Genomic DNA, 24,048 nt, shown 5'->3' on the forward strand with positions numbered 1-24,048 from the left:
CCCGGGCTTCAGTTTGTTGATCCGTTCAAACCGGTTTGGGCAACACACCCGGTTTGATGCTTCCAGGCACGATTTTCGCCCCAAAATCCTGCATCAGCGTTTGCACCAGGGGATCGTCAAAAACGATTTTTTCGGCCACCAGTTGTGCCGCCGCCGCGATAGCTGCGTTGCGCCTGGCCGGGCTATCGGTCACGCGGCCGATTTCCGCCACCAGTTTGACCGGATAACCGGCTTTCTCCAGCGCCGCAGCCAAACGATCGCGGCTACCCGGATGGTTAAGCGATTCGCGCTCCACGCGCAGCAGCCATTGATCGGTGTCACGGGCCACCAGCTGGGCCTGCAGCGCCAGCTCACGCACCATGGCGGTGATGGCCTCGCTGGCAATCAGCGACTGCACTGTGGCATACCAAAAATCCCCTTCCGGGTTGGGCGAAATCGCAGCACTCACCTGAGCCACCGGCACATCACGCCGGGATTCAGGCTGCACATGCACCTGAACCGCTTCAATAGTCGTAGCTACTGGTGCTTGATAAACATGCACCTGAGGCTGATTTGGCTTGAAATTTGAAGCAGGTGGTGGTACCTCAGATGCCCCGGTGTCCGAACCGAAGGTTGCTGCACTGCCCGCCACCTTGGACATCTCGCGCACGGGCAAACGCTGGCCTTCGGGTAATGACACCAGGGCAGTTGGTGCATCAGCGGGTACCGATGATTGCTCCTCTGGCACTCTTGTATGAGGAGCATCTTGCGCTTGATGGACAAGCGCTGCAGCCTGATTTAGCTTATTTTTTTCAGACGGTGTTGCAAGCGGTGGTGGCGCAGGAACGGTGGTCGCCAGCGAGGCCGTCGGGACATCAGGCAGAGGTCGGGGGGCAAGCCTCAGAGTTTTTTTTTCCTGTCCAGCCACCTCAGTCGTGCCGGGCTTGAACGCCAGCAAGCGCAACAACACCATGGTCAGCGCCGCATATTCGTCCGGCGCCAAGCCCAGTTCACTACGTCCATGCAGGCAAATGCTGTAAAGCAACTGGGTTTCATCGGTCGGCATCAAGGCCGCCAATTGAGCGATGTCTGCCGCTTCAGGATCACTTTCATCCATGAAAACCCCGGGTACCGCCTGCAACACCGCCATACGCTGCAACACACTGCTCATTTCTTCCAGGGTTGAGGCGGCGCTCAGGCCATGGGTACGCAACGCCTCGGAAGTTTCTACCACCGTCTTGCCATCCCCTTGCGCCAGCGCTTGCAGCAGCCGGAACACATAGGAGCGATCCACGCTACCCAGCATCTGGCGCACCAGGTTTTCTGCCAGCACCCCTGAACCAAACGCAATCGCCTGGTCGGTCAGGCTCAAGGCATCGCGCATGGAACCGCGCGCCGCCCGCGCCAGCAAGCGCAGCGAGGGCACATCGGCTGAAACCTGCTCGGTCAGCAAAACTTTTTGCAAGTGCTCCCGAATGGTGTCCGGGGCCATGGGACGCAAATTAAATTGCAGGCAACGCGACAACACCGTCACCGGCACTTTTTGCGGGTCGGTGGTGGCCAGCACAAATTTCAAGTATTCGGGCGGCTCTTCCAGCGTTTTCAGCATGGCGTTGAACGCCGTGTTGGTGAGCATGTGCACTTCGTCGATCATGAAGACCTTGAAGCGACCCTGCACCGGCTTGTACACCGCCTGCTCCAACAGGGCTTGCACTTCATCCACGCCCCGGTTGGAAGCCGCATCGAGCTCGGTGTAATCCACAAACCGGCCGCTATCAATATCCTTGCAGGCCTGACAGACCCCACAAGGGGTAGCCGTGATACCGCCCTGCCCGTCTGGGCCCTGGCAGTTGAGCGACTTGGCCAAAATGCGCGACACCGTGGTTTTGCCAACCCCGCGTGTGCCGGTGAACAAGTAGGCATGGTGCAGGCGCTGGGTGGTCAGGGCATTGGTCAGGGCTTGTACCACGTGGTCTTGCCCCACCATTTCTGTGAAATTGCGGGGGCGGTATTTGCGAGCGAGCACAAGGTAAGACATAGCCACTGATTCTAAAGGGAGGCTCTTTAAAACTTCTTTTCAGCCCTTACAATCTACGCTGACGGGCCTTCCCGCATGGTGAAGCGGCCAACCGGGTCAGGTGGGGAACCAAGCAGCCCTAACTGTGGAGCCAGTGCCGGGGTCAAGGCTCGTCAACCTCATTTCTGCCAACTGCTGCAATTTCTGCAGCAGTTGGCACAATCTACATCAGGGCCTAAGCCCTATTCATACTCAAAACAAACCCATCCGTTTGGCCTGTTCGGTCAATTCCGCGCGGAAATTGGGATGGGCAATACCAATGAGTTCACGCGCGCGCTGGCCCGCAGATTTGCCACGCAACTGCGCTACGCCAAATTCGGTCACCACGTAATTGATATCGTTTTTGCTGGTGCTCACATGGGTGCCTGGTGAGAGCATGGGCACAATGCGTGAGATGCTGTCATCTTTGGCAGTTGATGGCAACACAATAAATGCCTTGCCACCTTTGGACAGGTTGGCTGCCCGCACAAAATCGGCTTGCCCACCCGTTCCCGAGTAAGGCAAATGCCCGAGGCTTTCTGAACCACATTGCCCCAGCAGATCAATCTGCAGTGTGGCGTTAATCGCCACCAGGTTGTCGTTTAATCCGGCCAAATTGGGTGCGTTGGTGTATTCGACCGGGTGAATCTCAAGTGCCGGATTGTGATCCATGAATTTGTAGAGCCTGGATGAGCCCAATGCAAATGTGGCCACCATCTTGCCCGGCAAGTAATTTTTGCGCCGGTTGGTTACAGCCCCACTTTCCAGCAGGGTCAGGATACCGTCGCCGATCATTTCCGTGTGGATGCCCAAATCACGTTTATTGGTGAGTTGCATCACCACCGCATCAGGAATACCGCCATAGCCAATTTGCAAGGTGGCACCATCATCAATCAGGTCAGCCACATATTTGCCGATGGCTTCCTGCACCGGGCCAATTTTGGGCAAGCCCACTTCCAGCACCGGTTCGCTGCTTTCCACCAAAGCGGCCACTTGCGAAATGTGCACATGGCAGTTGCCATAGGCAAAAGGCACATGGGGGTTGACTTCAAGCACCACCGCACGTGCTTTGGCTACGGCCGCCATCGTGTAGTCAGCGCCCAAACTGAGCGAAAAGTAGCCATGGGCATCCATGGGCGAAGCCATACTGAACACCACATCCGAAGCCAGCTGGCCCCGCTCAATCAGACTCGGAATTTCCGAGAAATAGTTGGGTATGAAGTCAATCCAGCCCGACTGACCACCGGCACGTGTAGCAGCACCGTAAAACAGTGCCACATGGCGTACATGCTCTACGGTTTCAGGGTCAATATAGCCAAATTTTCGAATGGCCAGAATTTGCGCCACTTTCACATCGTGCAGGCGTTTGCGCTGCGCTGACAAGGCAGTCAACAAGGCAGGTGGCTCACCTACCCCTGTAGGCACAACAATGGAATCTCCATCACGAACCAAAGAAATGGCATCCTCTGCGGACATTTTTTTCTTGGCGTAATCACTCATCACAGACATACGGGTTTTCCCTAAAAAATTTTAAATATACCAAGCAGACACTTCTAAAAAGCTGACAAACCTTACAAATCAAGATCATCCATGAGAAGACAAGAGAAATATATTTACTATATTTTTAATAGCTAATTACAGACCTAAATCAAGTGCTCAAAGCCTATTTCTTATTAAGAAATGCAGCCACACTCTGTCCCGCATGTGCACCACTTGCCAAACACGCTGTCAGCAGATATCCCCCGGTGGGTGCCTCCCAATCAAGCATCTCTCCAGCACAAAAGACACCGGGTAAAGGCTCAAGCATCAAGCCCTCGGTCATACCCTCAAACAACACACCACCAGCACTGCTAATGGCTTCATCCAGGGGACGAGCGGCTTTTAAGACAATGGGTAAAGCCTTGATGGCCTGTGCCAATTGCACCGGATCATGCATCTGTTCTTTACTCAACAATTCGTGAAGGATGGCCGCCTTGATACCCTCAATATGAAGCCGACTTTTCAGATGACTGGAGAGTGAGCGTGTGCCGCGCGGATGCAGCACCTCAGCCAGAACACGCTCCTGGGACAAATCAGGTAGCAAATCCAGTTGAAAGATAGCCTGACCATTCACCATGATCTCATTTCGCATCAGACTGGACGCGGCGTAGATCAAGCTGCCCTCTACCCCCGTCTGTGTGACCACAAACTCACCTTTGCGGACAAAAACGACCCCATCGGAATTAGTGAAAGAAATAGCGACAGACTTGAAGGGCTGACCCGCAAACCGGCTGGCAAAGTGCTCGGTCCAGCCATTTTTCACATCAAACCCGCAGTTGCTCGGCAACAAGGGGGTCACAGCCACGCCCTTCGCTTGCAGCAACGGAACCCACGCACCGTTGGACCCCAAGTGGGCCCAGCTGCCCCCCCCCAGGGCCAGTACCACAGCATCGGCTGACACCTGAACGGAACCACGTGGTGTTTCAAAATCCAATTCAATGGCCTGGGCCCCTTGACCCTGATCAGAGCTGGAGACCAAAGGCTGGTGCCAGCCAACCCAGCGGTGACGCATGAAAAACTCAACAGGAGTTCCGTTTTGGGGATGACGCAAACGCGCCAGCCAAGCCCGCAGCAAAGGCGCAGCTTTCATATCCACCGGGAACACTCGCCCCGAACTACCGACAAAAGTTTCAATACCCAATGAAGCGGCCCAGCTGCGCACACTGGCAGCATCAAAGGTCTTGAAAAGCGCTTCAATTTGAGCGCGTCGTTGTCCATAACGTGAAGCAAACAGGTCCGCAGGCTCTGAGTGCGTCAAATTCAACCCCCCTTTGCCTGCCAATAAAAATTTGCGCCCAATACTGGGCATGGCATCAAAAATAGCCACAGCGACACCTGCGCTGGACAAGACCTCAGCCGCCATCAACCCGGCCGGACCGGCACCCACAACAACCACTTTTTTCATAATTTGACCTCTGCTTTTTTCAAAAATTCACACCACACCTTGGAATACCCCGAATGCAACAAACAGATTGTTTTTTGCGCAAGCAACCCCATAAACAACCATGCACTGATATCCCTTTTGGGTTTCTGTCACAATTTCCCAACTTAAATTCTTTCCAACTTTCTACCTTTAGGAAAAACAATGGCCAGTGAATTGATCAAACATGTGTCCGATGCCACATTCGAAAGCGACGTTTTACAAGCCGAGCTGCCCGTGTTGGTGGACTACTGGGCTGAATGGTGTGGTCCCTGCAAAATGATTGCACCTATCCTGGACGAAGTATCGACGGCTTATGACGGCAAACTCAAGATTGCCAAAATGAATGTCGATGAAAATCGCGATATTCCAGCCAAGTTTGGCATTCGTGGCATTCCTACCCTCATGCTCTTCAAAGGCGGCCAATTGGCAGCCACCAAAGTTGGTGCCATGAGCAAGGCGCAACTCACCGCTTTTATTGATCAACAACTGGTTTGAACCATTTTTTGCAGGTGCTTCGCACCTGCTTGAGCCCCGGACGTTCTGTACCGGGGTTTTTCCTGTCATAATTCACCCCACTCGCTGGCTCCCACACAGAGTCAGCTTGAGTCAGAGGCGCAAAACCCAGAGCGACTTGAATCCTCACAAGTCTGTCGCGCCAAATCACTTCCCACTGCAGATTTCATTATTCACTGAGTCATTTCATGCATTTAAACGAACTCAAGGCACTGCACGTGTCAGAAGTCCTCAAGCAAGCTGAAGATCTTGAGATTGAAAATACGGGCCGCATGCGCAAACAAGAGCTGATGTTTGCCATCATTAAAAAACGTGCCCGCGCTGGTGAGCAAATTTTTGCCGACGGCGTGCTGGAAATCCTGCCCGATGGTTTTGGCTTTTTGCGCAGCCCTGACACCAGTTACACCGCCAGTACCGACGACATCTACATCAGCCCCAGCCAGGTGCGCCGCTTTAACCTGCACACCGGTGACATGATTGAAGGTGAAGTGCGCACCCCCAAAGACGGTGAACGTTACTTTGCCCTGAACAAGCTGGAAAAAGTCAACGGTGGTGGCCCGGAAGAAAACAAACACAAGGTGATGTTTGAAAACCTGACACCGCTGTTCCCCAAAGAGCAGATGCGTCTGGAGCGCGACATCAAGGGCGAAGAAAACATCACCGGGCGCATCATCGATATCATTGCCCCGATTGGCAAAGGCCAGCGCGCCCTGCTGGTAGCCCCGCCCAAGAGCGGCAAAACGGTGATGATGCAACACATTGCCCACGCCATCTCGGCCAATTACCCCAACAGCCACATGATGGTGCTGCTGGTGGACGAACGCCCGGAAGAAGTGACCGAAATGCAGCGCACCGTCAAGGGTGAGGTGATTGCCTCCACCTTCGACGAACCGGCCGCCCGCCACGTGCACGTGGCCGAAATGGTGATCGAGCGCGCCAAGCGTCTGGTTGAATTGAAAAAAGACGTGGTGATTTTGCTCGACTCCATTACCCGCCTGGCCCGCGCCTACAACAACGTGGTGCCCTCCTCCGGCAAAGTGCTGACTGGCGGCGTGGATTCCAATGCATTACAACGCCCCAAACGCTTTCTGGGTGCAGCGCGTAATGTCGAAGAAGGTGGTTCACTGACGATCATCGCTACGGCCCTGGTCGACACCGGCAGCCGCATGGACGAGGTGATTTTTGAAGAGTTCAAAGGCACTGGCAATTCTGAAATCCACCTGGATCGCCGTTTGTATGAAAAACGCGTGTTCCCATCGATCCAGCTCAACCGCAGCGGCACCCGTCGTGAAGAATTGCTGCTGGCACCCGAAATCTTGCAAAAAACCCGCATCCTGCGTCAATTCCTGTACAACATGGACGAAATTGAATCCATGGAGATGGTGCTCAAGCAAATGCGTGCCACCAAAAACAACAGCGAATTTTTCGACATGATGCGCCGCGGCGGCTAAGCGGAGTCCCCTGGAGGGCTACGCCCTCCCCCTGCATTGATTGCTTGACCTGCTCACCACAGCCGTTCAAGCACCCCATCCACCAGCCGCACAGCCCTAGCCGCCATGGCCTGGGCTTCTGACGCATCATGGGTCACCAGCAAAGTGGGAATACCCGCAGCCTGGATACGGCTACGAAATTCATCACGCAGCGTGGCACGCAAGTCCGCATCCAGCGCAGAAAAAGGCTCATCCAGCAGCAAGGCCCTTGGCCGCGTGATCAAGGCACGCGCCAGCGCCACACGTTGCTGCTCACCACCCGACAAATGCCAGACTTTATGCTGCGCCTGGCTGTCCAGTCCGAACAGGCGCAACATGTCCAGCGCCTGGGCTCTGGCGTAGCGTTTCCCGATACGTTGCTCGACCAGACCAAAAGCCACGTTGTCCAGCACATTCAGATGGGGAAAAAGCGCAAAATCCTGAAACATCAAGGCGAAACGGCGTTGCTCAGGTGGCCAGGCGGTGATGTCATCCCCCTCAAACCAGACACTGCCCGACAAGGGTGCCTGCAAACCTGCCACGATACTCAGCAGCGTACTTTTACCGCTGCCCGAAGGCCCAAGTAATGCCACGATCTCACCAGCAGCCACAGATAAATGGATATCTTTGAGCAAGGCACGTGGGCCATAGTTTTGACGAAGATGGTGCAACTCAAGCATGTTTGTGGGCCTTGGGGCGTACATCTGTACCAGCAACTTGCTGTGAATTCTCGAAACCTGGGGCGGGCCACTCAATCATTAAAAATGAGAGCAACGCTAGCAGCATCAACAAGCACGCCAGCACAAAAGCCTGGTCAAGACTGGTCTGCCCGGGGTGACCCAGGCGCTGGTAGATCAATGTGGTCAGGGTGGTCCACTCGGGGCGCGACAAAAACAGCGTCACGGCAAATTCCCCCAAAGCGGTGGCTGCGGCAAACGCCATGCCCCGGCGCAAGGCCGGGCGCAGCAGCGGCCAGGTCACACGCCAAAAACTGCGCCACGGGCTGGCCCCCAGGGTGCGGGCGGCTTGCAGCACATGCGGGGGCAGGCTGTCCAAGCCGGCCGCCAAGGCTTTGGTGACGAACGGGTAAGCCAGCAGCGCATAGGCGGCCAGCAGCAAAGGCAAGCTGGCCGTCCAGCTCGGGTACAGCAGCAGCAACCCAAAAGCCACCGTGACCGGCGACACCACAAACGGCAAAAATGCAGCCGCACGCCACCACACCGAGTGCTGCGCCGCCAGCGCGTGCAACACACCCAGCAGCGTCGCCAACACCAAGGCGATAACCGAAAAACGCAAGGTGTTGCCCAAAGCGGCCAGCACATCAGGCTCCAACAGCGTGGCCCAGGCATCGGCTGCCAGCGCACGCCACACAATCGCCCCGATCGGCAACAGGCAAACCAGCACCAACACAGCCAGCGCAGCCAGCAAAGCCAGCCACTGCCACAGGCCTTGCGGAGCCTTGCGCAACACCGGCTCAACCCGTGTGGGAGCCGCCAAACGCTTCTCCAGCCAGGCGTAAACCAGCGCCACAGCCCCGGTCAGCCACAACATCCACAGCGCCAGCACACTGGCCTGGCCCAACTGCAATTCATGCGCCACCAGGGTGTAGATTTCGACCTCGACCGTGGCATAAGTCTGACCGCCCAGCACCAGTGCCAAGCCAAAACCGGCAAAACAATACAAAAACACCAGACACAGGCCCGACATCAGCCACGGCGCAATGGCTGGCCACTCAATGCGCCAAAACGCCCGCCACGGCGTGGCCCCCAGCGAGCGTGCCGCCGCCACTTGGCGGGCACTGACCTGGCCAAGGGCATCCACCCCGGCTCGCACCACCAGACACAGGTTAAAAAACAGATTGCCATACAACAGCAACCAGGGTGTGCCTTGCAGGTGGATGCCCAGCCAGCCACTCAACACCCCGTGCGGCCCCCACAGCGCCAACACGCCCAAAGCAGCCACCAATGTCGGCACCACAAACGGCAGCATCAACAAACGCAGCACCAGGCTGCGCCCGGTAAATTCAAAACGCGCCAGCACCCAGGCCAAGGGCAAGCCCAGCACGAAGGCCAGCACACAGGTGATGCCCGCTTGTGCCAGCGACCAGAGCACGCGCCAGCGCAGGTAATCGTCTTGCCAGGGCTGCCAGAGGGAAACATCCGCCACAGCCCCCGGCAAGCCGACTTCACCCGTGAAGCCGGCCAGCAGCAAACGCAGCAAAGGGGCGATCAGCAGCACCAGCAAGGCGGCGGCAGGCAGCAGCCCGAGCCAGAAGCTGCTATGCCATACGCTTGACTGAAGTCCTGGTTGGCGATGGGTCAATGGAGGCATTAAATTCATTCGCCCAGGGACTGGTCTGCAACCGGGCGAAGCGGCGGAATTATTTCAGGACCACCTTGGTCCAACGCGCCACCCACTCGCTGCCTTTGCGGGCAATCAGCGGGGCTGCCGGACTTTCAAACTCGGTGGGTTCTGCGGCGTGTTGCATGACCGGCGCACGTGGGGTGCCGGTGTGCACCGGGTACATCCACATCTCGGTCTGCAAGGTTTCCTGCACTGGCGCAGAACGCATGAATTCGACAAACTTCAGAGCCGCCGCTGGTTGTGCGCCGCCTTTGACCAGCCCCACACCTTCGACCTGGCGGAACACGCCGCCCTTGAGGTTCAGGCTGGCGGTGGGTGACTCGGTGAGCTTGTCCTTGCTGTAAAACACTTCGGCGGCCGGGCTGGTGGCATAACTCACCACCAGCGGGTACGCCCCTTTGTTGCGGGCAAATTCGGTGTAGTAAGCCTCGCTCCAGCCTTTGACCACTTTCAGGCCATTGGCCCGCATCTGCGCCCACCATTCAAAGGCCTTGGCCTCGCCCATGCTGGAGATGGTGGCCAGCAAAAAGGCGTAGCCGGTGCTGCTGGTGGCCGGGTTGGGGGTGACCAGCCAGTTTTTGTAGGCTGGCAGCGTCAAGTCCTGCAAGGTTTTAGGCAAAGCCACGGCACGCTTGGCGACCATGGCTTTGTCGTAGTTGAGATTGACAAAACCATAGTCCACTGCGGCCAGCGCAGCCCCCAGATGGGCATCCGCGTTGGGCACACCAGTGGTTTCCAGCACACCAGCGGCCAGGGCTTTGCCCACCAGCGTGTTGTCAATGCCATACACCACGTCAGCCACCGGCTTGGCTTTGGTGAGAATCAGCTTGTTGAGCATTTCACCGGCATCACCGCCTTTGAGGATGACCAGTTTGACCTTGTTTTCGGCTTCAAACTGCGCCAGCAGCGGCTTGGGCAAGGCGAATGAACTGTGCACCATCACACGCAGTTCATCGGCGGCAAAACTTGGGGTGGACAGGGTCAGGGCGACCAGCGCAGTGGCGGCCCAGGCAAAGTGACGACGATTCATGGCAAGGCCTTTTAATGCGCCAATGCAACAAGCGTCGGGATACAAGTCCGCCCATGCAGGGCAGATGCCATCCATCACGCTCCCTACGCTGGCATGATCCAGATCAGGTAAGGGGACTGTCTCAGCCTGCTTTGCAGCAGACACCCCCGGTGAGGGCGCGATTGTAGTGAAGCATTTACCGGACACTACCGCTTGGCCACGGTGGCAATGGCCTCACAGACGCAGGGTGTCCACGGCCAGAATGGCGGCTTGCACCCGTTGCGGGCCCTGACCAGAGACTTCAATGTGCGGGTAACGCCGGGTTTGCAGCTGGTGCAGCACCAGGGCATCGACCGCCGCGCGGGCCTGCGCACCGTCACGCTGCCCGCCGTCAGGCTCCCACCCTAGGTCGGGGCGCAACACCAGGTTCAGTGCATAGCGCTGCTGCAACACATGTGCCGAATCGAGCAGCGAGGTATCCGCAAAATAATGGGCACTGTAAATGGCGGTTAACAGCGGTGTGGTGTCACAAAAAACCAGCGCGCAGCCGGTTTGCCGGGCCTGGGCCAGCCGCTGTTCTTCCAGGTCAAACTGGCTGCGCAGGATGAAGCCCTGTTCATCCACCCTGGGGGTTCGGCCTTGTTGCAGACAGAACGTCCGCAAAAATTCAGGCACCCACAAACCACCAAAATGGGCGGCCAGGGCTTTTGCCAGAGTGGTTTTGCCGGTGCATTCGGCACCGATCAAGCCAATGAGTTGAGGTGTCATCATCTCACTGGCCTGCTGGCGTGTGGTGTCAGGCTTTCAAGGCCTCAAGGCCACCCAGATAAGGCCGCAGCGCTTCGGGCACGGTGACCGAGCCGTCGGCATTCTGGTAGTTTTCCAGCACCGCCACCAGGGTGCGGCCGACCGCCAGGCCGGAGCCGTTGAGGGTGTGCACCAGCTCGTTTTTGCCTTGGGCGTTCTTGAAGCGGGCTTGCAGACGGCGCGCCTGGAAGGCTTCGCAATTGCTCACTGAGCTGATTTCGCGGTAGGTGTTTTGCGCAGGCAGCCAGACTTCCAGGTCATAGGTTTTACTGGCGCCAAAGCCCATGTCGCCGGAGCACAGGCTCATCACCCGGTACGGCAGGCCGAGCTTTTGCAAAATGGCTTCGGCGTGGCCGGTCATCACTTCCAGCGCCTCGTAGCTTTTTTCGGGGTGGACAATTTGCACCATCTCGACCTTGTCAAACTGGTGCTGGCGGATCAGGCCACGGGTATCGCGACCGGCGCTGCCAGCTTCCGAGCGAAAGCACGGGGTGTGGCCGGTGAGCTTGATCGGCAACTCGGATTCAGCGACGACCACGTCGCGCACAAAATTCGTCAAAGGCACTTCAGCGGTGGGAATCAAATACAGCGCAGTGTGGTCGGGTTGCTCTTCACCCTCTTGCCCACCTTTTTTGGCGGCAAACAAATCACCCTCAAACTTGGGCAACTGGCCGGTGCCGCGCAGGGTTTCACCATTGACGATGTAGGGCGTGTAGCACTCGGTGTAGCCGTGTTCCTGGGTTTGCACGTCCAGCATGAACTGGGCCAGGGCGCGGTGCAGGCGGGCGATCTGGCCCTTCATGACAGTAAAACGGGCTCCGGTGAGCTTGACCCCCATCTCAAAGTCCAGCCCGAGCGGGTTGCCCACGTCCACATGATCCTTGATCTCGAAGTCAAAGCTGCGTGGTGTGCCCCAGGTGCGCACCACCAGGTTGCCATGCTCATCTTCACCCACCGGCACACTTTCATGCGGCAGGTTGGGCACGGCCAGCAACAGAGTTTGCATTTCCAGCTGAATCTGATCCAGCCGTTTGGCCGATGTGTCCAGCTCGTCCTTGATGCTGGCCACTTGCGCCATTACCGCCTCGACCTCGGCAGCACCCGCCGGGCCTTTGGCCTTGAGCTGGCCGATTTGTTTGCTGGATGCGTTGCGCTGGGCTTGCAGGGCTTCGGTGCGCACCTGAATGGTTTTGCGCTCGGCTTCCAGCGCGCTGAAGGCATCCACGTCCAGAAAGGCTTGCGGGTTTTTGCGGGTTTGCAGGCGGGCCACCACTTGGGCCAGGTCTTTGCGCAGCAGGGTAAGGTCTAGCATGATGAAGTTTTATATGAAAAATGAGGCTCTAGCGCCCGTTTTGATTGCGTAAACAGCTATCTATTTTATAGTAATTAAAGTTCTTCGGTGGTGTCCATCCGCAAGCCCTTGGGCAGCGGAAACTTGACGTTTTCCGGGTCACCGGCCAGGCGCTGCACCGACACCGCCCCCAGCGCTTTCAGACGCTCAATCACCTGCGTCACCAAAATCTCGGGGGCCGAGGCCCCGGCGGTCAGGCCCACACGCTGGCAGCCTTCCAGCCACTGGGCTTGCAGGTCGGCAGCGCTGTCGACCATGTAGCCCGGCGTGCCCAGCTTGCGAGCCACTTCGGCCAAGCGGTTGCTGTTAGAGCTGGTGGGGCTGCCCACCACCACCACCACATCCACCTGCGGGCTCATCAGCTTGACGGCATCCTGGCGGTTTTGCGTGGCGTAACAAATGTCTTGTTGTTTGGGCTCGCGCACTTTGGGAAAACGTGCCTTGATGGCGGCGGCAATGTCAGCCGCATCGTCCACACTCAGGGTGGTTTGGGTGACCACCGCCAGTTTGTCGCTCTGCGCGGGGGTAATACGGGCCACGTCGGCCACACTGTCGACCAGATGAATACCACCATCAAGCTGGCCCATGGTGCCTTCCACCTCGGGGTGGCCCTTGTGGCCGATCATGATGAATTCATAACCCTCTTTGGCCAGCTTGGCCACTTCCACATGCACCTTGGTCACCAGTGGGCAGGTGGCATCAAAAATGCGGAAACCCCGACGGCTGGCTTCCTGCTGCACCGCGCGGCTCACACCATGGGCAGAAAAAACCAGTGTAGCCCCCGCAGGTACTTCGTCAAGCGCTTCAATAAATATAGCGCCTTTGGTTTTCAAATCATTCACCACATAGGTGTTGTGCACAATTTCATGGCGCACGTAAATCGGTGCGCCAAACTTGGTCAGGGCTTTTTCAACGATCTCGATGGCCCGATCCACCCCGGCGCAAAAGCCGCGTGGCTCGGCCAGCAGCACGTCCAGCGTGGCCACGGTGTGAGCGGGGGCCGCGTTGCTCACAGCACACCAATCACTTGCACTTCAAACGTTACCGGCTGGCCTGCCAGCGGGTGGTTGAAGTCAAACAACACGGCATCGCCCTTGTCGTCCGAGCGAAAGTCCAGAATCACACCGGCAAACTCACCATTGCCATCGGGTGTGGGGAACTTGACCACCTCACCCACCTCAAAAGTCTCGCCTGCGCCGCCCAGATCATCCAGCGCCTGGCGGGCCAGCCACTGCTGCATGTCGGGGCTGCGCGGGCCAAAGGCCTCGCCAGCAGCCAGCTCAAGGGTGGTGTGTGTACCTTCTGCCAGGCCGATCAAACGGGCTTCCACGGCGGGAGCCAACTCACCGGTACCCAGTGTCAGGGTGGCGGGAGCCGCATTGAAGGTGTTGACCACATCACCAGCTGGGCCGCTCAGACGGTAATGCAGGGTTAAAAAAGAACCGGAAGTAATGAGGGGGGTAGTCATGAGAATCCTGTAGGTACGGTCAAAATGGACAGATGCGCAGCAAAACCTCACATGAAGCCGTTGCCAGTCGGGGCGCATAAACTGCTGACCATTGTAAAAGCCTGCCCGTTCACCGCCCAATGCCTCTCAAAGACCTGCCCCCCGATGCCCGCCCACGTGAAAAACTGCTTGCCCGTGGCCCTGGTGCCCTGAGCGATGTAGAGCTGCTGGCGCTGTTGCTGCGTACCGGCATCCAGGGCAAAGGTGTGCTGCAAATGGCGCAAGAGCTGCTGCAGATCAAACCCGCAGCCGATGGTGCCGCCGGTTTTGACGGTATAGCCGGTCTGCTGAACGCGACGGCGGATGACCTGAAACGTGTCAAAGGCCTGGGGCCGGCCAAACGTGCCGAGCTGGTGGCGGTGTTGGAGCTGGCACGCCGGGCCATGGCGCAACGTTTGCAGGAGCGTACCGTGTTTGACACACCTGATGTGGTCAAACACTATGTACAACTGCACCTGTCGGCCCGCAAGCATGAGGTGTTTGCGGTGCTGTTTCTGGATGTGCAAAACCGCCTGATTGCGATGGAAGAGCTGTTCAAAGGCACATTGACCCAAACCAGCGTTTACCCGCGCGAAGTGGTGTTACGCGCCTTGCACCACCAAGCCAGTGCCGTGGTGCTGGCACACAACCACCCCAGCGGCACAGTGCAGCCCAGCCGGGCCGACGAGATGCTGACGCAAACCCTGAAAACCACGCTGGCGCTGATTGATGTACGGGTGCTGGATCATGTGATCGTGGCCCCGGGCGTTGCCTTGAGCATGGCAGAACGGGGGCTGGTATGAGCCCGCGTAAACCCGCAGCGGCAGCCACGGTGAAAGTCAGCGCCCTGAGCGAGCTCAAACAGGTCAAAAAAGCCATTGCAGAACAGGCCAGACAACGCATTGAGCAGCAAACGGCACAAGCCAAGGCAGTCAAACAGGCAGCCAGCGACAAAGATTTATTCGTCAGGGCCGCTGGAGCCGTCCAGCCATTGCCAGACAAGCGCAAGGTGCTACATAAAGCAGAGCGAAAAATGCCCGTGGCAATGCAGTACCAGAAGGATGAAAAAGCGGTGTTGAAAGAAGCCATCAGCGACGAGTTTGATGTCTCCACCCTGCTGGAGGTGGACGAACACCTGAGTTTTCGCCGCCCAGGTGTTGGCCCGGACGTGACGCGCAAGCTACGCCGGGGCGACTGGAGTATTCAGCGTCAGATGGACTTACACGGCCTGCGCCGCGACGATGCCCGCGAGGCCTTGAGCATTTTTATCCGCGAGGCCTATCAGAGTGGCATTCGCTGTGTGCGTGTGGTGCACGGCAAAGGCCTGGGTTCACCCGGCAAAGCGCCGATTTTGAAAAGCCGGGTGCACAGCTGGCTGGTGCAAAAAAACGAGGTGCTGGCCTTTGTGCAGGCCAAACCTGCCGACGGTGGCGCGGGAGCGTTGGTGGTGCTCCTGATGGCCAGCCGGGGCTGAAACCGTTTATTCCGGCTGGTTGCGCATCCAGTCGGCGGTTTGCAAAAACGAGGCTTTGAGTTTGGCTTGCAAGCCCTCGGGCACGCCCACCTCGGCCATGGCTTGTGCCATGCAGGCCAGCCACTGGTCGCGTCCGAGCAGGTTGACCTTGAACGGCATGTGCCGCTGTTTCAGGCGCGGGTGGCCAAAACGCTCGGTGTAATGCTGGGGGCCACCCAGCCAGCCGCACAAAAACCAGAACAGCTTTTGCCGCGCATCGTCCAAGGTCGCACCATGAACGGCACGTAGCCCAGCATAGGCGGGTTCCAGATCCATCAAGTCATAAAACCGCGTCACCAGTTCCTGTACCTTGGCCTCACCACCGATCCACTCAAAGGGGGTGGCAAACGCGGATTTTTCTTCAATATTCATAACAAAATCACCCTGTAGACCTTTAAAAATATGTGCAAATAGCTATAAATAACATAGCATTTAATCGATCCAGCGTTAGCATCAATCCTCACCCAGGCCCAGCGCACCCACGGACTTGTCGCGCAAAACATGGCGCAACACGCTGCGCAACTTGGCTGGACGCACTGGCTTTTGTAACAGCAACAACCCGGCGGCCTGCACCTGCGCCCGCACTTCGTTGGCCGTGTCTCCACTGATCATGCAAGCTGGCACGTTTTGCCCCAAGACCTTCCGCACCATTTGCACAGCATCCAGGCCGTTGTAGTCACCACGCAAACGCAAGTCACTCACCAGCACATCAGGCACCAGGCCGCGGTGCACTTGTTCACAAGCCGCCAAAGCGGTGTCGACACGGGTCACCCGACAGCCCCAGGATTGCAACACACCAGTCAAGGCCAGACTGCCGAGTTCGTCGTCTTCAATCAGCAACACCTGGCGTTGGCTCAAGTCAGCTGCGCCAGAGCCTTCATCCACGATCACCAGCGGGCGCAGCTTGGGTACCTCTGCCTTGGGCACTTCGATGCTGAAACGTGACCCATCACCAAGGCTTGAGCGCATCTGCAAGCCCAAACCCAGCAAGCCACAAGTGCGTTTCACAATACTTAAACCCAGCCCCAGGCCTTTGGTGCGGTCACGCTCCTGATTGCCCACTTGGTAAAACTCTTCAAAAATTTTGCTGTGATGCTCGGGTGCAATACCAATGCCGCTGTCCCACACCTCAATACGTGCAGCTGCACCGCCACGGGCCGAACGACAAGCTACCAACACACTTCCGTGCGAGGTGTGTTGCAACGCATTGCTGACCAGGTTGAGCAACACCCGCTGCAACAGCACCGGGTCGGTTTGCAGCCAGCGTTTGGATGGGCGAATACGCAAGCGCACACCTTTGCCTGCAGCCATCACCGAAAAACTGGTGCGCAATTGCTCAAACAACTGGCTGACAGGGAAGGCCTTGGTCTGGATTTGTAATGAGGGTGCATCCAGGCGGGAGTAATCAAAAAATGCATTCAGCATATCCTGCAGTGCCCGAACCGAAGTGTCGATGCCCCTGACAAGCTCGGCGCTGTGGGCATCATGCGGCAACTGCTTCAGACTCGCCACAAACAAGCCCAAAGCATGCGCGGGTTGGCGCAAATCGTGGCTGGCAGCGGCCAGGAAGCGCGATTTGGCCTGATAGGCCGCTTCAGCCTGGGCCTTACCCAGCTGAAGTTGTGATTCATAGCGGCTGCGTATCTGGTTAAAAGCCGCAGCCACCAACGTGTAGAAACTCAAGGAAAGCAAAAAGTGAATCGCTACCTCGGTCGAATGTGGGTACACCAAGGTCCAATGGGGCTGAAGACCCAGCAGGTACAACGTCACCACCACCAGAAATCCCAGGCTGTACACCCAGCCCAGGCGTTGCCCCTTCAAAAAGAAAGCCAGAAAAGGAACGGTGTAAATCCAAAAAAGCCCGGTACCCTGCGTACCACCCGTCACGATCAAGGCTCCAAAAATCACACCGGATGCCAGCAGCAACAGGGTTTCAGCCCGTTCCACCCGGCCCGATTGGCGGCTCAAGACCACCGACGGCATCACCAAAAACAGCACCGCCGCCAGCTCGATCAACCCCAAAACCAGTTGCCCGGGTTTCAACAGATTAAACACTGCAAACAGCCCGCCCACGACCAAGCCGATGGTACTGGCCACACGCACATGGCGTGCCCGCTCTTCCAAAGCAAACTCAGCGTCCATCCATCCCCTTTGAGGTTCCATGAACCCGGAACATCCGGGTCATGGTGGATGCTACCAAATCACCCCGGTTGACGCTGAATTACCGAGGGCACATGCCATCAAGCCTTGAACTTGGCCGCGGTTTGAGCCACACGTTGGCCAAACAAACGCGCCGTTTCCAGGTCACCCGGCAGCATTTCAGCAGGGGAAGAGTCCGATGGTGATTGCGCCATGGCTCCGCTGAAAGAACCCACGTAGTTCACATCATTACGCTGTGCAGCCTTGCTGTTGCTGGGCATCATGCCGGTTCCCACCCAAATGCCACCTTGTTGCATGGCCAGGGTGAACAGATAGTGCAAGGTGGACAACTTGTCACCATTCATGGTGGCGCTGTTGGTAAAGCCGGCAAACACCTTGTCTTTCCAGGCCTGGCTGAACCAGGGCTTGCTGGTGGCATCGGCAAACTTCTTGAACTGCCAGCTCACGCTGCCCATATAGGTCGGGCTGCCCATGATGATGGCATCAGCCTCGTTCAGGGTGGCCCAGCCGTCTTCGGACACATTGCCTTCGCCGTCAATGGTGACCAGATCGGCATCCGCACCTTCTGCCACCGACTGCGCCATGCGCAGGGTGTGACCGTAACCAGAATGAAAAACAACAGCAACTTTGGCCATGACGAAACTCCTTATGAAAATAAAAATGAAACCAACACAAACAAACCAACCAGTTTTTTCAGGCATGTAGATCAAACACCAGCACCTCTGCCGCATCTGCACCTGACAGCACCACTTCAGACTCCTCAGCCAGCAAGGCCGCGTCCCCCGTGGCAAGCGCCACACCATTCACCTGCAGAGCCCCGCGCACCAGATGCACGTAGGCTTTGCGACCTGGGTTCAAAGGCAGGTGCGCAGTTTGTCCAGTCTCAAAAAGCCCTGCGTACAGGCACGCATCGGCATGGATTTTCACCGAACCCTGCGCCGCATCGGGTGAGGCCACCAGGCACAAACGCCCCTGTTTGGCCTCGGGTAAAAAGCTGGTTTGCTCGTAGCTGGGGGGCACGCCCAGCTCACTGGGTTCAATCCAGATTTGCAGCAAATGCGTGGTTTGACCAGGCGCGTGGTTGAACTCACTGTGTTGCACACCGGTGCCGGCACTCATACGCTGTACATCCCCCGGCGGAATGGCCTTGATGTTGCCCATGCTGTCCTTATGCGCCAGCTCCCCCGACAGCACATAGGTGACAATTTCCATGTCGCGGTGACCGTGTGTGCCAAAGCCCCTGCCAGACGCAATCCAGTCCTCGTTGATGACACGCAAATTACCCCAGCCCATGTGTGCCGGGTCGTAATAACCAGCAAATGAAAAACTATGAAAGGACTTGAGCCAGCCGTGATCGGCATAGCCACGTTCTTGGGAGGGTCTGAGAGTCACCATGTTTTGCTCCTTGGAATGTTTGGCGGATGGTTGAATTTTGAGCCCAACACAGGGTGCTGCGGCGCAGGTGATTTGATGGCATCATTCAATTTATTTGAATTTTCAAAGCCAAACAATGCAAACTACAAGCCATTTTTTAACCCCCGATGCCATGACCATGCTGCAGACCATCCACCGCACAGGTAGTTTTGCCGCCGCTGCCCGCAGCCTGGGGATGGTGCCCAGCGCCCTGACCTACCGGGTGCGCCAAATGGAAGACGCGCTGGATGTGCTGCTGTTTGACCGCAGCTCACGCCAGGCCAAACCGACCGAAGCCGGGCTGGAGCTGCTGCGCGAGGCTGAGCGCCTGCTTCTGGATATGGATGCGGTGGCCAACCGCGTCAAGCGTGTGGCCACCGGCTGGGAGCCGCAGTTCACCATTGCGGTAGACAGCATCATTGCCAAAGCCACGGTGATGGAGCTGTGTGATAGTTTTCTGGCGCAAAACCCGCCTACCCGCATTCGCCTGCGCGACGAAACCCTGTCCGGCACCCTGGAAGCCCTGACCAGCGGCCAGGCTGATCTAGCCTTGGGGGTGGCGGACTTGATTCCCACCAGCGCCATCCAGGCCAGGCCCTTGGGTGATGTGCGTTTTGTCTATGCTGTCGCGCCCCACCACCCGCTGGCCCTGGTCAGCGACCCCTTGACGGATGAGGCCGTGCGCGCACACCGTGCAGTCGCCGTGGCCGACACCATCAGCCGCGGCACAGGTGTCACGATTGGCCTTTTGGGCGGGCAAGACGTGTTCACCGTGGCCACCATGCAAGACAAACTGGATGCCCAACTGCGCGGCCTGGGCTGCGGTTCGGTGCCTGAATGTATGGCCGGGCCCTACATTGACAGTGGCCGGTTGGTGGTGAAAACCACCCAACGCCCGGCACGTTCGGTACGGGTCAACTACGCCTGGCGAACCAGCCCCAACAGCAACCAAGGCAAGGCTTTGCAGTGGTGGTTGACCCAGCTGGAGAGCCCCACCACACGCACCGCTTTGCTGGAGCGTCACCGGGGCGTGTAAAGTCGGTCATATTCAATGGAGAAAAATATGAGTACAACCGCAACAAAATCCAAACACTTTGCCATCGTTGGCGCTGGCATGGCCGGCATCACCTGTGCACGCACACTGGTGCAGGCAGGTCACCGCGTCACCGTTTTTGAGAAAAGCCGCGGCCTCGGTGGGCGCATGGCTACCCGCGACAGCGCTTTTGGTTCGTTTGACCATGGCACCCAATACTTCACCGCCCGCGATGCCCGCTTTATCCAGGTGCTGGAGACCACGCCAAGCCTGTGCAAACGCTGGAGCGCCAACAATGTGCAAGTGCTGGACGAACTGGGCCACGTCAGCGCGCCCGGCCTGTCCACCCGCGACGCACATTGGGTAGGCGTACCTGGCATGAAATCACTGGTGGCCGGCTGGGCCGAGCCACTCAAGGCCGCAGGGCAGATCCAAATGCAAACCCGCGTGATGCACATTGAACCCGATGCCCTGAAACCCAAACAATGGCAATTACGCACCGAAAGCCTGGACGGCACACAGCATGTATTCTCCGGTTTTGACGGTGTTTTAACTGCTATACCCAGTGCACAAGCGCACAGCCTGCTCCAAAATTCAAAGCTGCAGACGGCTTGGGTCAAGCAGATTGAACAGGTCAAGGTAGCCCCGTGCTGGACGGTGATGCTGGCTTTCCCGCAAGCCATGCAACCCGGTATGTCCACCTTTGGCCCGCAATGGAACGCTGCCCGCAGCACCCACCACCGCATGGCCTGGCTGGCCCGCGAATCCAGCAAGCCAGGGCGTGACCAGATTGAGCGTTGGACCATTCAGGCCAGTGCCGCCTGGTCACAAGAGCATCTGCACGACGACCCACAGCGCGCCCAGGCCAAACTGATCAAGGCCTTCACCGAAGTCACAGGCATTCACGCCGAACCAGCCCATGTGGACAGCCAGCGCTGGTTGTATGCCAAAACGCTGAAACCCCTGGGCAAAAACTATTTGTGGGATGCCAAAAAAGGCCTGGGCATGATGGGTGACTGGTGTATTGGTCACCGCGTGGAAGATGCCTTCGTGTCAGGGCTGGAACTGGCCCTGGCAGCACTCTGAGCCGCCAGACAGTTTTTCCTGCAAGAGCCCAGCCCCCTGGGCCCAAGCCACCTTGGCACGGGTCGAACATTCAGTTGCCCAGAGGCCAGGCTCCTGCAGACAGTGTGTATGACATCACCGCCTTACAGGGGCCGCTTTGCCCCCTCACCCACCGGGCCATTACATGCCGGCTCGCTGGTGGCGGCGCTGGCCAGCTGGCTGGATGCCAGGGCACACGCTGGCCAATGGCTGGTGCGTATCGAAGACGTGGACACCACACGCTGCCTGCCAGGCATGGATCAAGTCATCCGGCAACAGCTGGCCGCCTGCGGCTTACACAGCGACTTGCCCGTGCTGGTGCAATCACAACGTAGCGGGCTTTACCAACAGGCTTTGAACCAGCTGATCCAAAGCCAGCAAGCCTACCCCTGCGGCTGCTCGCGTCGTGACATTGAGCTGGCATTGGAACGCTCAGGCCAGCGCAAACCGCGCCACGGCGAATTGATTTATCCGGGCACCTGCCGTGATGGCCTGCATGGCAAAGCGCCGCGTGCATGGCGCTTTAAAACTGATTTTTATATGAAAAATTGGCCTGTAGTGCTTGATAATAAAGCGCAAGAAGCTATTATTTCAATAGCAAATAAAACACCCAAAGAACGGCCTGCACAACCCATTCAAACAGCACCAGCCCCAAAGCAACTACACTGGCAAGACCGCCGCTTGGGGTCCCAGTCGCAGGATGTTGCCGCCGAAGTCGGCGACTTCATTTTGAAACGCGCCGACGGCTGCTTTGCCTACCAGTTGGCGGTGGTGGTCGATGACGCGGCCGAAGGCATCACCGACGTGGTCCGCGGTGAAGACCTCAGCGACAACACGGCCCGTCAAATCCTGCTGCAACACGCCCTGCACCTGCCCACCCCGCGCTACCTGCACACCCCGCTGGTGCTGGGAGCCAACGGTGAAAAACTCAGCAAACAAAACGGTGCACAAGCCATGGACACAGCCACCCCTCAGGCGGCACGCCAAGCCCTGGGCCAAGCGGCTCAAAGGCTGGGGCTGGACGCATCCAGCGCCAGTTCAATCCCTCAGGCACTGCAGGACTGGACAGCACAATGGGGCCAGCGGTTTCCATGACTTGTGCACTGTCAGCATCTCTACAATCTGCCCCCGTGAACGACACCGCCCATACCCCCCCCAAAGCGCCTGAACAGGCCCGCACACCGCGCATCCGCCCACACTCGCTGGAGGGTGTGGCCTACCCCAAGACCATCAAAAGTTTCGTGCGCCGCGCCGGGCGCGTGACCACCGGGCAAACCAAAGCCTTTGAAGAACTCGGGCCCCAATACCTGCTGCCGTACCAGGCAAGCACTATCGACTTTGCAGCTGCTTACGCAGATGCAACAAGGGCTAGAGGCCTAAATGGCTTAGAAAATGTCCCGGTGGTTCTGGAAATTGGTTTTGGCATGGGCGAGGCCACCGCACACATTGCGGCCTTGCTGCCCGAAACCAATTTTCTGTGCTGCGAGGTGCATGAACCCGGTGTGGGTGCCTTGCTCAAACGCATTGGCGAACAAAACCTGCACAACATCCGCATCTGCGCCCATGACGCGGTCGAGGTGATTGACCACATGCTGCCGCTGCAAAGCCTGGACGGTGTACACATCTTTTTCCCCGACCCCTGGCACAAAAAGAAACACAACAAACGCCGCCTGATCCAAGCCCCACTGATCGCCAAGCTGGCAGCCCGCCTGAAGCTCGGGGGCTACATCCACTGCGCCACCGACTGGCAGCCCTATGCTGAGCAGATTCTGGAAGTCTTGAGCGCGGAGCCGTTGTTGAAAAACTCCGCACTGACCGCCCACCCCGAGCTGCTGGGTTATGCCCCCAAACCGCATTACCGACCCCTGACCAAGTTTGAAAACCGGGGTCTCAAACTCGGCCACGGTGTGTGGGACGTGGTGTTTGAACGGGTTTAAGCCCCCCACCCGCAACGGCATCGGGCCAAGTTGTGTGGCCTTCCCGCCGGGTCCATGGCCCAATTTGCTGGATTTTTTGGCAGCGCGCTTTCCCAACATCAGCCGCAGCACCTGGCTAGAACGCATGGCACGCGGCGACGTGCTCAGCGAAACCGGCGAACCCGTCACCTCTGAGATAGCCAGCCAAGCGCCCTACCCTGCGCATCAAAAGCTGTTTTACTACCGCGAGGTGCCCAACGAGCCACGCATCCCATTTGATGAGGTGCTGCTGTTTGAAGATGCGCACCTGATCGTGGTCGACAAGCCGCATTTTTTGCCAGTGGTGCCCTCAGGCGGCTACCTGACTGAGACGGTGCTGGTGCGCCTGAAAAACCGGCTAGGGCTGGATGATCTGGTGCCGATCCACCGCATTGACCGTGACACCGCTGGGCTGGTGATGTTCTCCAAACAACCGGCCAGCCGTGCCGCCTACTGCGCCCTGTTCAGCCAGCATGCGGTGCGCAAAACCTATGAGGCCATTGCGCCCTGGCGGGCTGACCTGAGCTTGCCATTAACCCGCCAAAGCCGCATCCGGCCAGCCGGACATTTCATGCTGCAGCAAGAGGTGGCAGGGCCGGTGAACGCCATCACCCACATCGATGTGCTTGAAGTACGCGGTGACCTGGCGCGCTACCAGCTCAAGCCGGTGACCGGCCAGCGGCATCAATTGCGCGTACACATGCTCGGCCTGGGCTTGCCGCTGCTGCACGACGGGCTGTATCCCACACTCACGCCCGAGGGGCAACTGGACTACGCCAAACCCTTGCAGTTGCTGGCCAAAGAGCTGGTATTTACCGACCCCGTAAGTGGCATCGAGCGACAGTTTTCAAGCTCAAGAAAGCTGTTATTCTGA

Annotated in this window: 23 protein-coding genes, 1 other RNA gene and 1 riboswitch; of the genes, 10 read left to right on the forward strand and 14 right to left on the reverse strand. The window is 58.0% G+C overall.

Annotation, left to right across the window (positions count from 1 at the left end):
* Positions 1 to 25 precede the first annotated feature (25 nt).
* Complete coding sequence (dnaX, locus tag LDN84_RS13120) at positions 26 to 2,017, reverse strand: DNA polymerase III subunit gamma/tau (RefSeq protein ID WP_223903902.1); 1,992 nt, start codon at positions 2,015 to 2,017, stop codon at positions 26 to 28.
* 60 nt (positions 2,018 to 2,077) lie between these two features.
* Between dnaX and ffs the strand changes: the two genes are divergently transcribed.
* An RNA gene (gene ffs / locus LDN84_RS13125) (signal recognition particle sRNA small type) lies at positions 2,078 to 2,174 on the forward strand.
* Between the two features lie 74 nt (positions 2,175 to 2,248).
* On the opposite strand, the gene LDN84_RS13130 is transcribed toward ffs, so the two are convergent.
* Positions 2,249 to 3,544 carry an acetyl-CoA hydrolase/transferase family protein gene (locus tag LDN84_RS13130; protein WP_223903903.1) on the reverse strand — a complete coding sequence of 432 codons (1,296 nt, stop codon included), beginning with the start codon at positions 3,542 to 3,544 and terminating at the stop codon, positions 2,249 to 2,251.
* Positions 3,545 to 3,698: 154 nt separating this feature from the next.
* Positions 3,699 to 4,979: a TIGR03862 family flavoprotein gene (locus LDN84_RS13135; RefSeq protein ID WP_223903904.1), complete on the reverse strand. Its 1,281-nt coding sequence runs from the start codon at positions 4,977 to 4,979 to the stop codon at positions 3,699 to 3,701.
* A gap of 180 nt (positions 4,980 to 5,159) precedes the next feature.
* Here LDN84_RS13135 and trxA point away from each other — a divergent pair, with 180 nt between their 5' ends.
* Positions 5,160 to 5,492, forward strand: a complete 333-nt coding sequence (gene trxA / locus LDN84_RS13140; RefSeq protein WP_223903905.1) for a thioredoxin TrxA — start codon at positions 5,160 to 5,162, stop codon at positions 5,490 to 5,492.
* 206 nt (positions 5,493 to 5,698) lie between these two features.
* Positions 5,699 to 6,961 carry a transcription termination factor Rho gene (gene rho, locus LDN84_RS13145; protein WP_223903906.1) on the forward strand — a complete coding sequence of 421 codons (1,263 nt, stop codon included), beginning with the start codon at positions 5,699 to 5,701 and terminating at the stop codon, positions 6,959 to 6,961.
* Positions 6,962 to 7,014: 53 nt separating this feature from the next.
* On the opposite strand, the gene LDN84_RS13150 is transcribed toward rho, so the two are convergent.
* The 7 genes from LDN84_RS13150 to LDN84_RS13180 all read right to left on the reverse strand — a co-directional run bounded on the left by LDN84_RS13150 (position 7,015) and on the right by LDN84_RS13180 (position 13,978).
* The gene (locus LDN84_RS13150; protein ID WP_223903907.1) at positions 7,015 to 7,659 is read right to left on the reverse strand and encodes an ABC transporter ATP-binding protein; all 645 of its coding nucleotides are present in this window, start codon (positions 7,657 to 7,659) and stop codon (positions 7,015 to 7,017) included.
* Positions 7,652 to 9,310 carry an ABC transporter permease gene (locus LDN84_RS13155; RefSeq protein ID WP_223903908.1) on the reverse strand — a complete coding sequence of 553 codons (1,659 nt, stop codon included), beginning with the start codon at positions 9,308 to 9,310 and terminating at the stop codon, positions 7,652 to 7,654. The genes LDN84_RS13150 and LDN84_RS13155 overlap by 8 nt, the downstream gene beginning before the upstream one ends.
* A gap of 49 nt (positions 9,311 to 9,359) precedes the next feature.
* Positions 9,360 to 10,373, reverse strand: coding sequence for a thiamine ABC transporter substrate-binding protein (locus tag LDN84_RS13160; RefSeq protein WP_223903909.1), 1,014 nt, complete (start codon positions 10,371 to 10,373; stop codon positions 9,360 to 9,362).
* A gap of 62 nt (positions 10,374 to 10,435) precedes the next feature.
* A riboswitch (TPP riboswitch) is annotated at positions 10,436 to 10,531 on the reverse strand.
* A gap of 55 nt (positions 10,532 to 10,586) precedes the next feature.
* Positions 10,587 to 11,120, reverse strand: a complete 534-nt coding sequence (locus LDN84_RS13165; protein ID WP_223903910.1) for an ATP/GTP-binding protein — start codon at positions 11,118 to 11,120, stop codon at positions 10,587 to 10,589.
* A gap of 28 nt (positions 11,121 to 11,148) precedes the next feature.
* Positions 11,149 to 12,471, reverse strand: a complete 1,323-nt coding sequence (gene serS / locus LDN84_RS13170) for a serine--tRNA ligase (RefSeq protein ID WP_223903911.1) — start codon at positions 12,469 to 12,471, stop codon at positions 11,149 to 11,151.
* Positions 12,472 to 12,545: 74 nt separating this feature from the next.
* Positions 12,546 to 13,523, reverse strand: coding sequence for a 4-hydroxy-3-methylbut-2-enyl diphosphate reductase (ispH, locus tag LDN84_RS13175; RefSeq protein WP_223903912.1), 978 nt, complete (start codon positions 13,521 to 13,523; stop codon positions 12,546 to 12,548).
* On the reverse strand, positions 13,520 to 13,978 hold the full coding sequence (locus tag LDN84_RS13180; protein ID WP_223903913.1) for an FKBP-type peptidyl-prolyl cis-trans isomerase: 459 nt from the start codon (positions 13,976 to 13,978) through the stop codon (positions 13,520 to 13,522). The genes ispH and LDN84_RS13180 overlap by 4 nt, the downstream gene beginning before the upstream one ends.
* A 119-nt stretch (positions 13,979 to 14,097) precedes the next feature.
* Between LDN84_RS13180 and radC the strand changes: the two genes are divergently transcribed.
* On the forward strand, positions 14,098 to 14,799 hold the full coding sequence (radC, locus tag LDN84_RS13185; protein WP_223903914.1) for a RadC family protein: 702 nt from the start codon (positions 14,098 to 14,100) through the stop codon (positions 14,797 to 14,799).
* The gene (locus LDN84_RS13190) at positions 14,796 to 15,470 is read left to right on the forward strand and encodes a Smr/MutS family protein (RefSeq protein WP_223903915.1); all 675 of its coding nucleotides are present in this window, start codon (positions 14,796 to 14,798) and stop codon (positions 15,468 to 15,470) included. The genes radC and LDN84_RS13190 overlap by 4 nt, the downstream gene beginning before the upstream one ends.
* A 6-nt stretch (positions 15,471 to 15,476) precedes the next feature.
* On the opposite strand, the gene LDN84_RS13195 is transcribed toward LDN84_RS13190, so the two are convergent.
* The 4 genes from LDN84_RS13195 to LDN84_RS13210 form a co-directional block, all read right to left on the reverse strand.
* Positions 15,477 to 15,881, reverse strand: a complete 405-nt coding sequence (locus LDN84_RS13195) for a group II truncated hemoglobin (RefSeq protein WP_223903916.1) — start codon at positions 15,879 to 15,881, stop codon at positions 15,477 to 15,479.
* Positions 15,882 to 15,962: 81 nt separating this feature from the next.
* A complete protein-coding gene (locus LDN84_RS13200) occupies positions 15,963 to 17,651 on the reverse strand; it encodes an ATP-binding response regulator (protein ID WP_223903917.1) in 1,689 nt (562 codons plus the stop codon).
* A gap of 98 nt (positions 17,652 to 17,749) precedes the next feature.
* The gene (locus LDN84_RS13205; RefSeq protein ID WP_223903918.1) at positions 17,750 to 18,304 is read right to left on the reverse strand and encodes a flavodoxin family protein; all 555 of its coding nucleotides are present in this window, start codon (positions 18,302 to 18,304) and stop codon (positions 17,750 to 17,752) included.
* Between the two features lie 58 nt (positions 18,305 to 18,362).
* The gene (locus tag LDN84_RS13210) at positions 18,363 to 19,064 is read right to left on the reverse strand and encodes a pirin family protein (protein WP_223903919.1); all 702 of its coding nucleotides are present in this window, start codon (positions 19,062 to 19,064) and stop codon (positions 18,363 to 18,365) included.
* 115 nt (positions 19,065 to 19,179) lie between these two features.
* Here LDN84_RS13210 and LDN84_RS13215 point away from each other — a divergent pair, with 115 nt between their 5' ends.
* From LDN84_RS13215 to LDN84_RS13235, 5 genes are all read left to right on the forward strand, one after another.
* Positions 19,180 to 20,118: a LysR family transcriptional regulator gene (locus LDN84_RS13215; protein WP_223903920.1), complete on the forward strand. Its 939-nt coding sequence runs from the start codon at positions 19,180 to 19,182 to the stop codon at positions 20,116 to 20,118.
* A 27-nt stretch (positions 20,119 to 20,145) separates the two neighbouring features.
* A complete protein-coding gene (locus LDN84_RS13220; protein WP_223903921.1) occupies positions 20,146 to 21,201 on the forward strand; it encodes an NAD(P)/FAD-dependent oxidoreductase in 1,056 nt (351 codons plus the stop codon).
* A 108-nt stretch (positions 21,202 to 21,309) separates the two neighbouring features.
* Positions 21,310 to 22,314, forward strand: a complete 1,005-nt coding sequence (gene gluQRS, locus LDN84_RS13225) for a tRNA glutamyl-Q(34) synthetase GluQRS (protein WP_223903922.1) — start codon at positions 21,310 to 21,312, stop codon at positions 22,312 to 22,314.
* On the forward strand, positions 22,311 to 23,156 hold the full coding sequence (trmB, locus tag LDN84_RS13230; protein WP_223903923.1) for a tRNA (guanosine(46)-N7)-methyltransferase TrmB: 846 nt from the start codon (positions 22,311 to 22,313) through the stop codon (positions 23,154 to 23,156). The genes gluQRS and trmB overlap by 4 nt, the downstream gene beginning before the upstream one ends.
* Positions 23,143 to 24,048: a pseudouridine synthase gene (locus LDN84_RS13235; protein WP_223903924.1), complete on the forward strand. Its 906-nt coding sequence runs from the start codon at positions 23,143 to 23,145 to the stop codon at positions 24,046 to 24,048. The genes trmB and LDN84_RS13235 overlap by 14 nt, the downstream gene beginning before the upstream one ends.

Origin of the sequence: Rhodoferax lithotrophicus, from assembly GCF_019973615.1 — a bacterium.
Classification (GTDB): domain Bacteria; phylum Pseudomonadota; class Gammaproteobacteria; order Burkholderiales; family Burkholderiaceae_C; genus Rhodoferax; species Rhodoferax lithotrophicus.

Coding starts and splice junctions, on each gene's coding strand:
- dnaX (WP_223903902.1), bottom strand. CDS start 2,017: ATGTCTTACCTTGTGCTCGCTCGCAAATACCGCCCCCGCAATTTCACA.
- LDN84_RS13130 (WP_223903903.1), bottom strand. CDS start 3,544: ATGTCTGTGATGAGTGATTACGCCAAGAAAAAAATGTCCGCAGAGGAT.
- LDN84_RS13135 (WP_223903904.1), bottom strand. CDS start 4,979: ATGAAAAAAGTGGTTGTTGTGGGTGCCGGTCCGGCCGGGTTGATGGCG.
- trxA (WP_223903905.1), top strand. CDS start 5,160: ATGGCCAGTGAATTGATCAAACATGTGTCCGATGCCACATTCGAAAGC.
- rho (WP_223903906.1), top strand. CDS start 5,699: ATGCATTTAAACGAACTCAAGGCACTGCACGTGTCAGAAGTCCTCAAG.
- LDN84_RS13150 (WP_223903907.1), bottom strand. CDS start 7,659: ATGCTTGAGTTGCACCATCTTCGTCAAAACTATGGCCCACGTGCCTTG.
- LDN84_RS13155 (WP_223903908.1), bottom strand. CDS start 9,310: ATGCCTCCATTGACCCATCGCCAACCAGGACTTCAGTCAAGCGTATGG.
- LDN84_RS13160 (WP_223903909.1), bottom strand. CDS start 10,373: ATGAATCGTCGTCACTTTGCCTGGGCCGCCACTGCGCTGGTCGCCCTG.
- LDN84_RS13165 (WP_223903910.1), bottom strand. CDS start 11,120: ATGACACCTCAACTCATTGGCTTGATCGGTGCCGAATGCACCGGCAAA.
- serS (WP_223903911.1), bottom strand. CDS start 12,471: ATGCTAGACCTTACCCTGCTGCGCAAAGACCTGGCCCAAGTGGTGGCC.
- LDN84_RS13180 (WP_223903913.1), bottom strand. CDS start 13,978: ATGACTACCCCCCTCATTACTTCCGGTTCTTTTTTAACCCTGCATTAC.
- radC (WP_223903914.1), top strand. CDS start 14,098: ATGCCTCTCAAAGACCTGCCCCCCGATGCCCGCCCACGTGAAAAACTG.
- LDN84_RS13190 (WP_223903915.1), top strand. CDS start 14,796: ATGAGCCCGCGTAAACCCGCAGCGGCAGCCACGGTGAAAGTCAGCGCC.
- LDN84_RS13195 (WP_223903916.1), bottom strand. CDS start 15,881: ATGAATATTGAAGAAAAATCCGCGTTTGCCACCCCCTTTGAGTGGATC.
- LDN84_RS13200 (WP_223903917.1), bottom strand. CDS start 17,651: ATGGACGCTGAGTTTGCTTTGGAAGAGCGGGCACGCCATGTGCGTGTG.
- LDN84_RS13205 (WP_223903918.1), bottom strand. CDS start 18,304: ATGGCCAAAGTTGCTGTTGTTTTTCATTCTGGTTACGGTCACACCCTG.
- LDN84_RS13210 (WP_223903919.1), bottom strand. CDS start 19,064: ATGGTGACTCTCAGACCCTCCCAAGAACGTGGCTATGCCGATCACGGC.
- LDN84_RS13215 (WP_223903920.1), top strand. CDS start 19,180: ATGCAAACTACAAGCCATTTTTTAACCCCCGATGCCATGACCATGCTG.
- LDN84_RS13220 (WP_223903921.1), top strand. CDS start 20,146: ATGAGTACAACCGCAACAAAATCCAAACACTTTGCCATCGTTGGCGCT.
- gluQRS (WP_223903922.1), top strand. CDS start 21,310: ATGACATCACCGCCTTACAGGGGCCGCTTTGCCCCCTCACCCACCGGG.
- trmB (WP_223903923.1), top strand. CDS start 22,311: ATGACTTGTGCACTGTCAGCATCTCTACAATCTGCCCCCGTGAACGAC.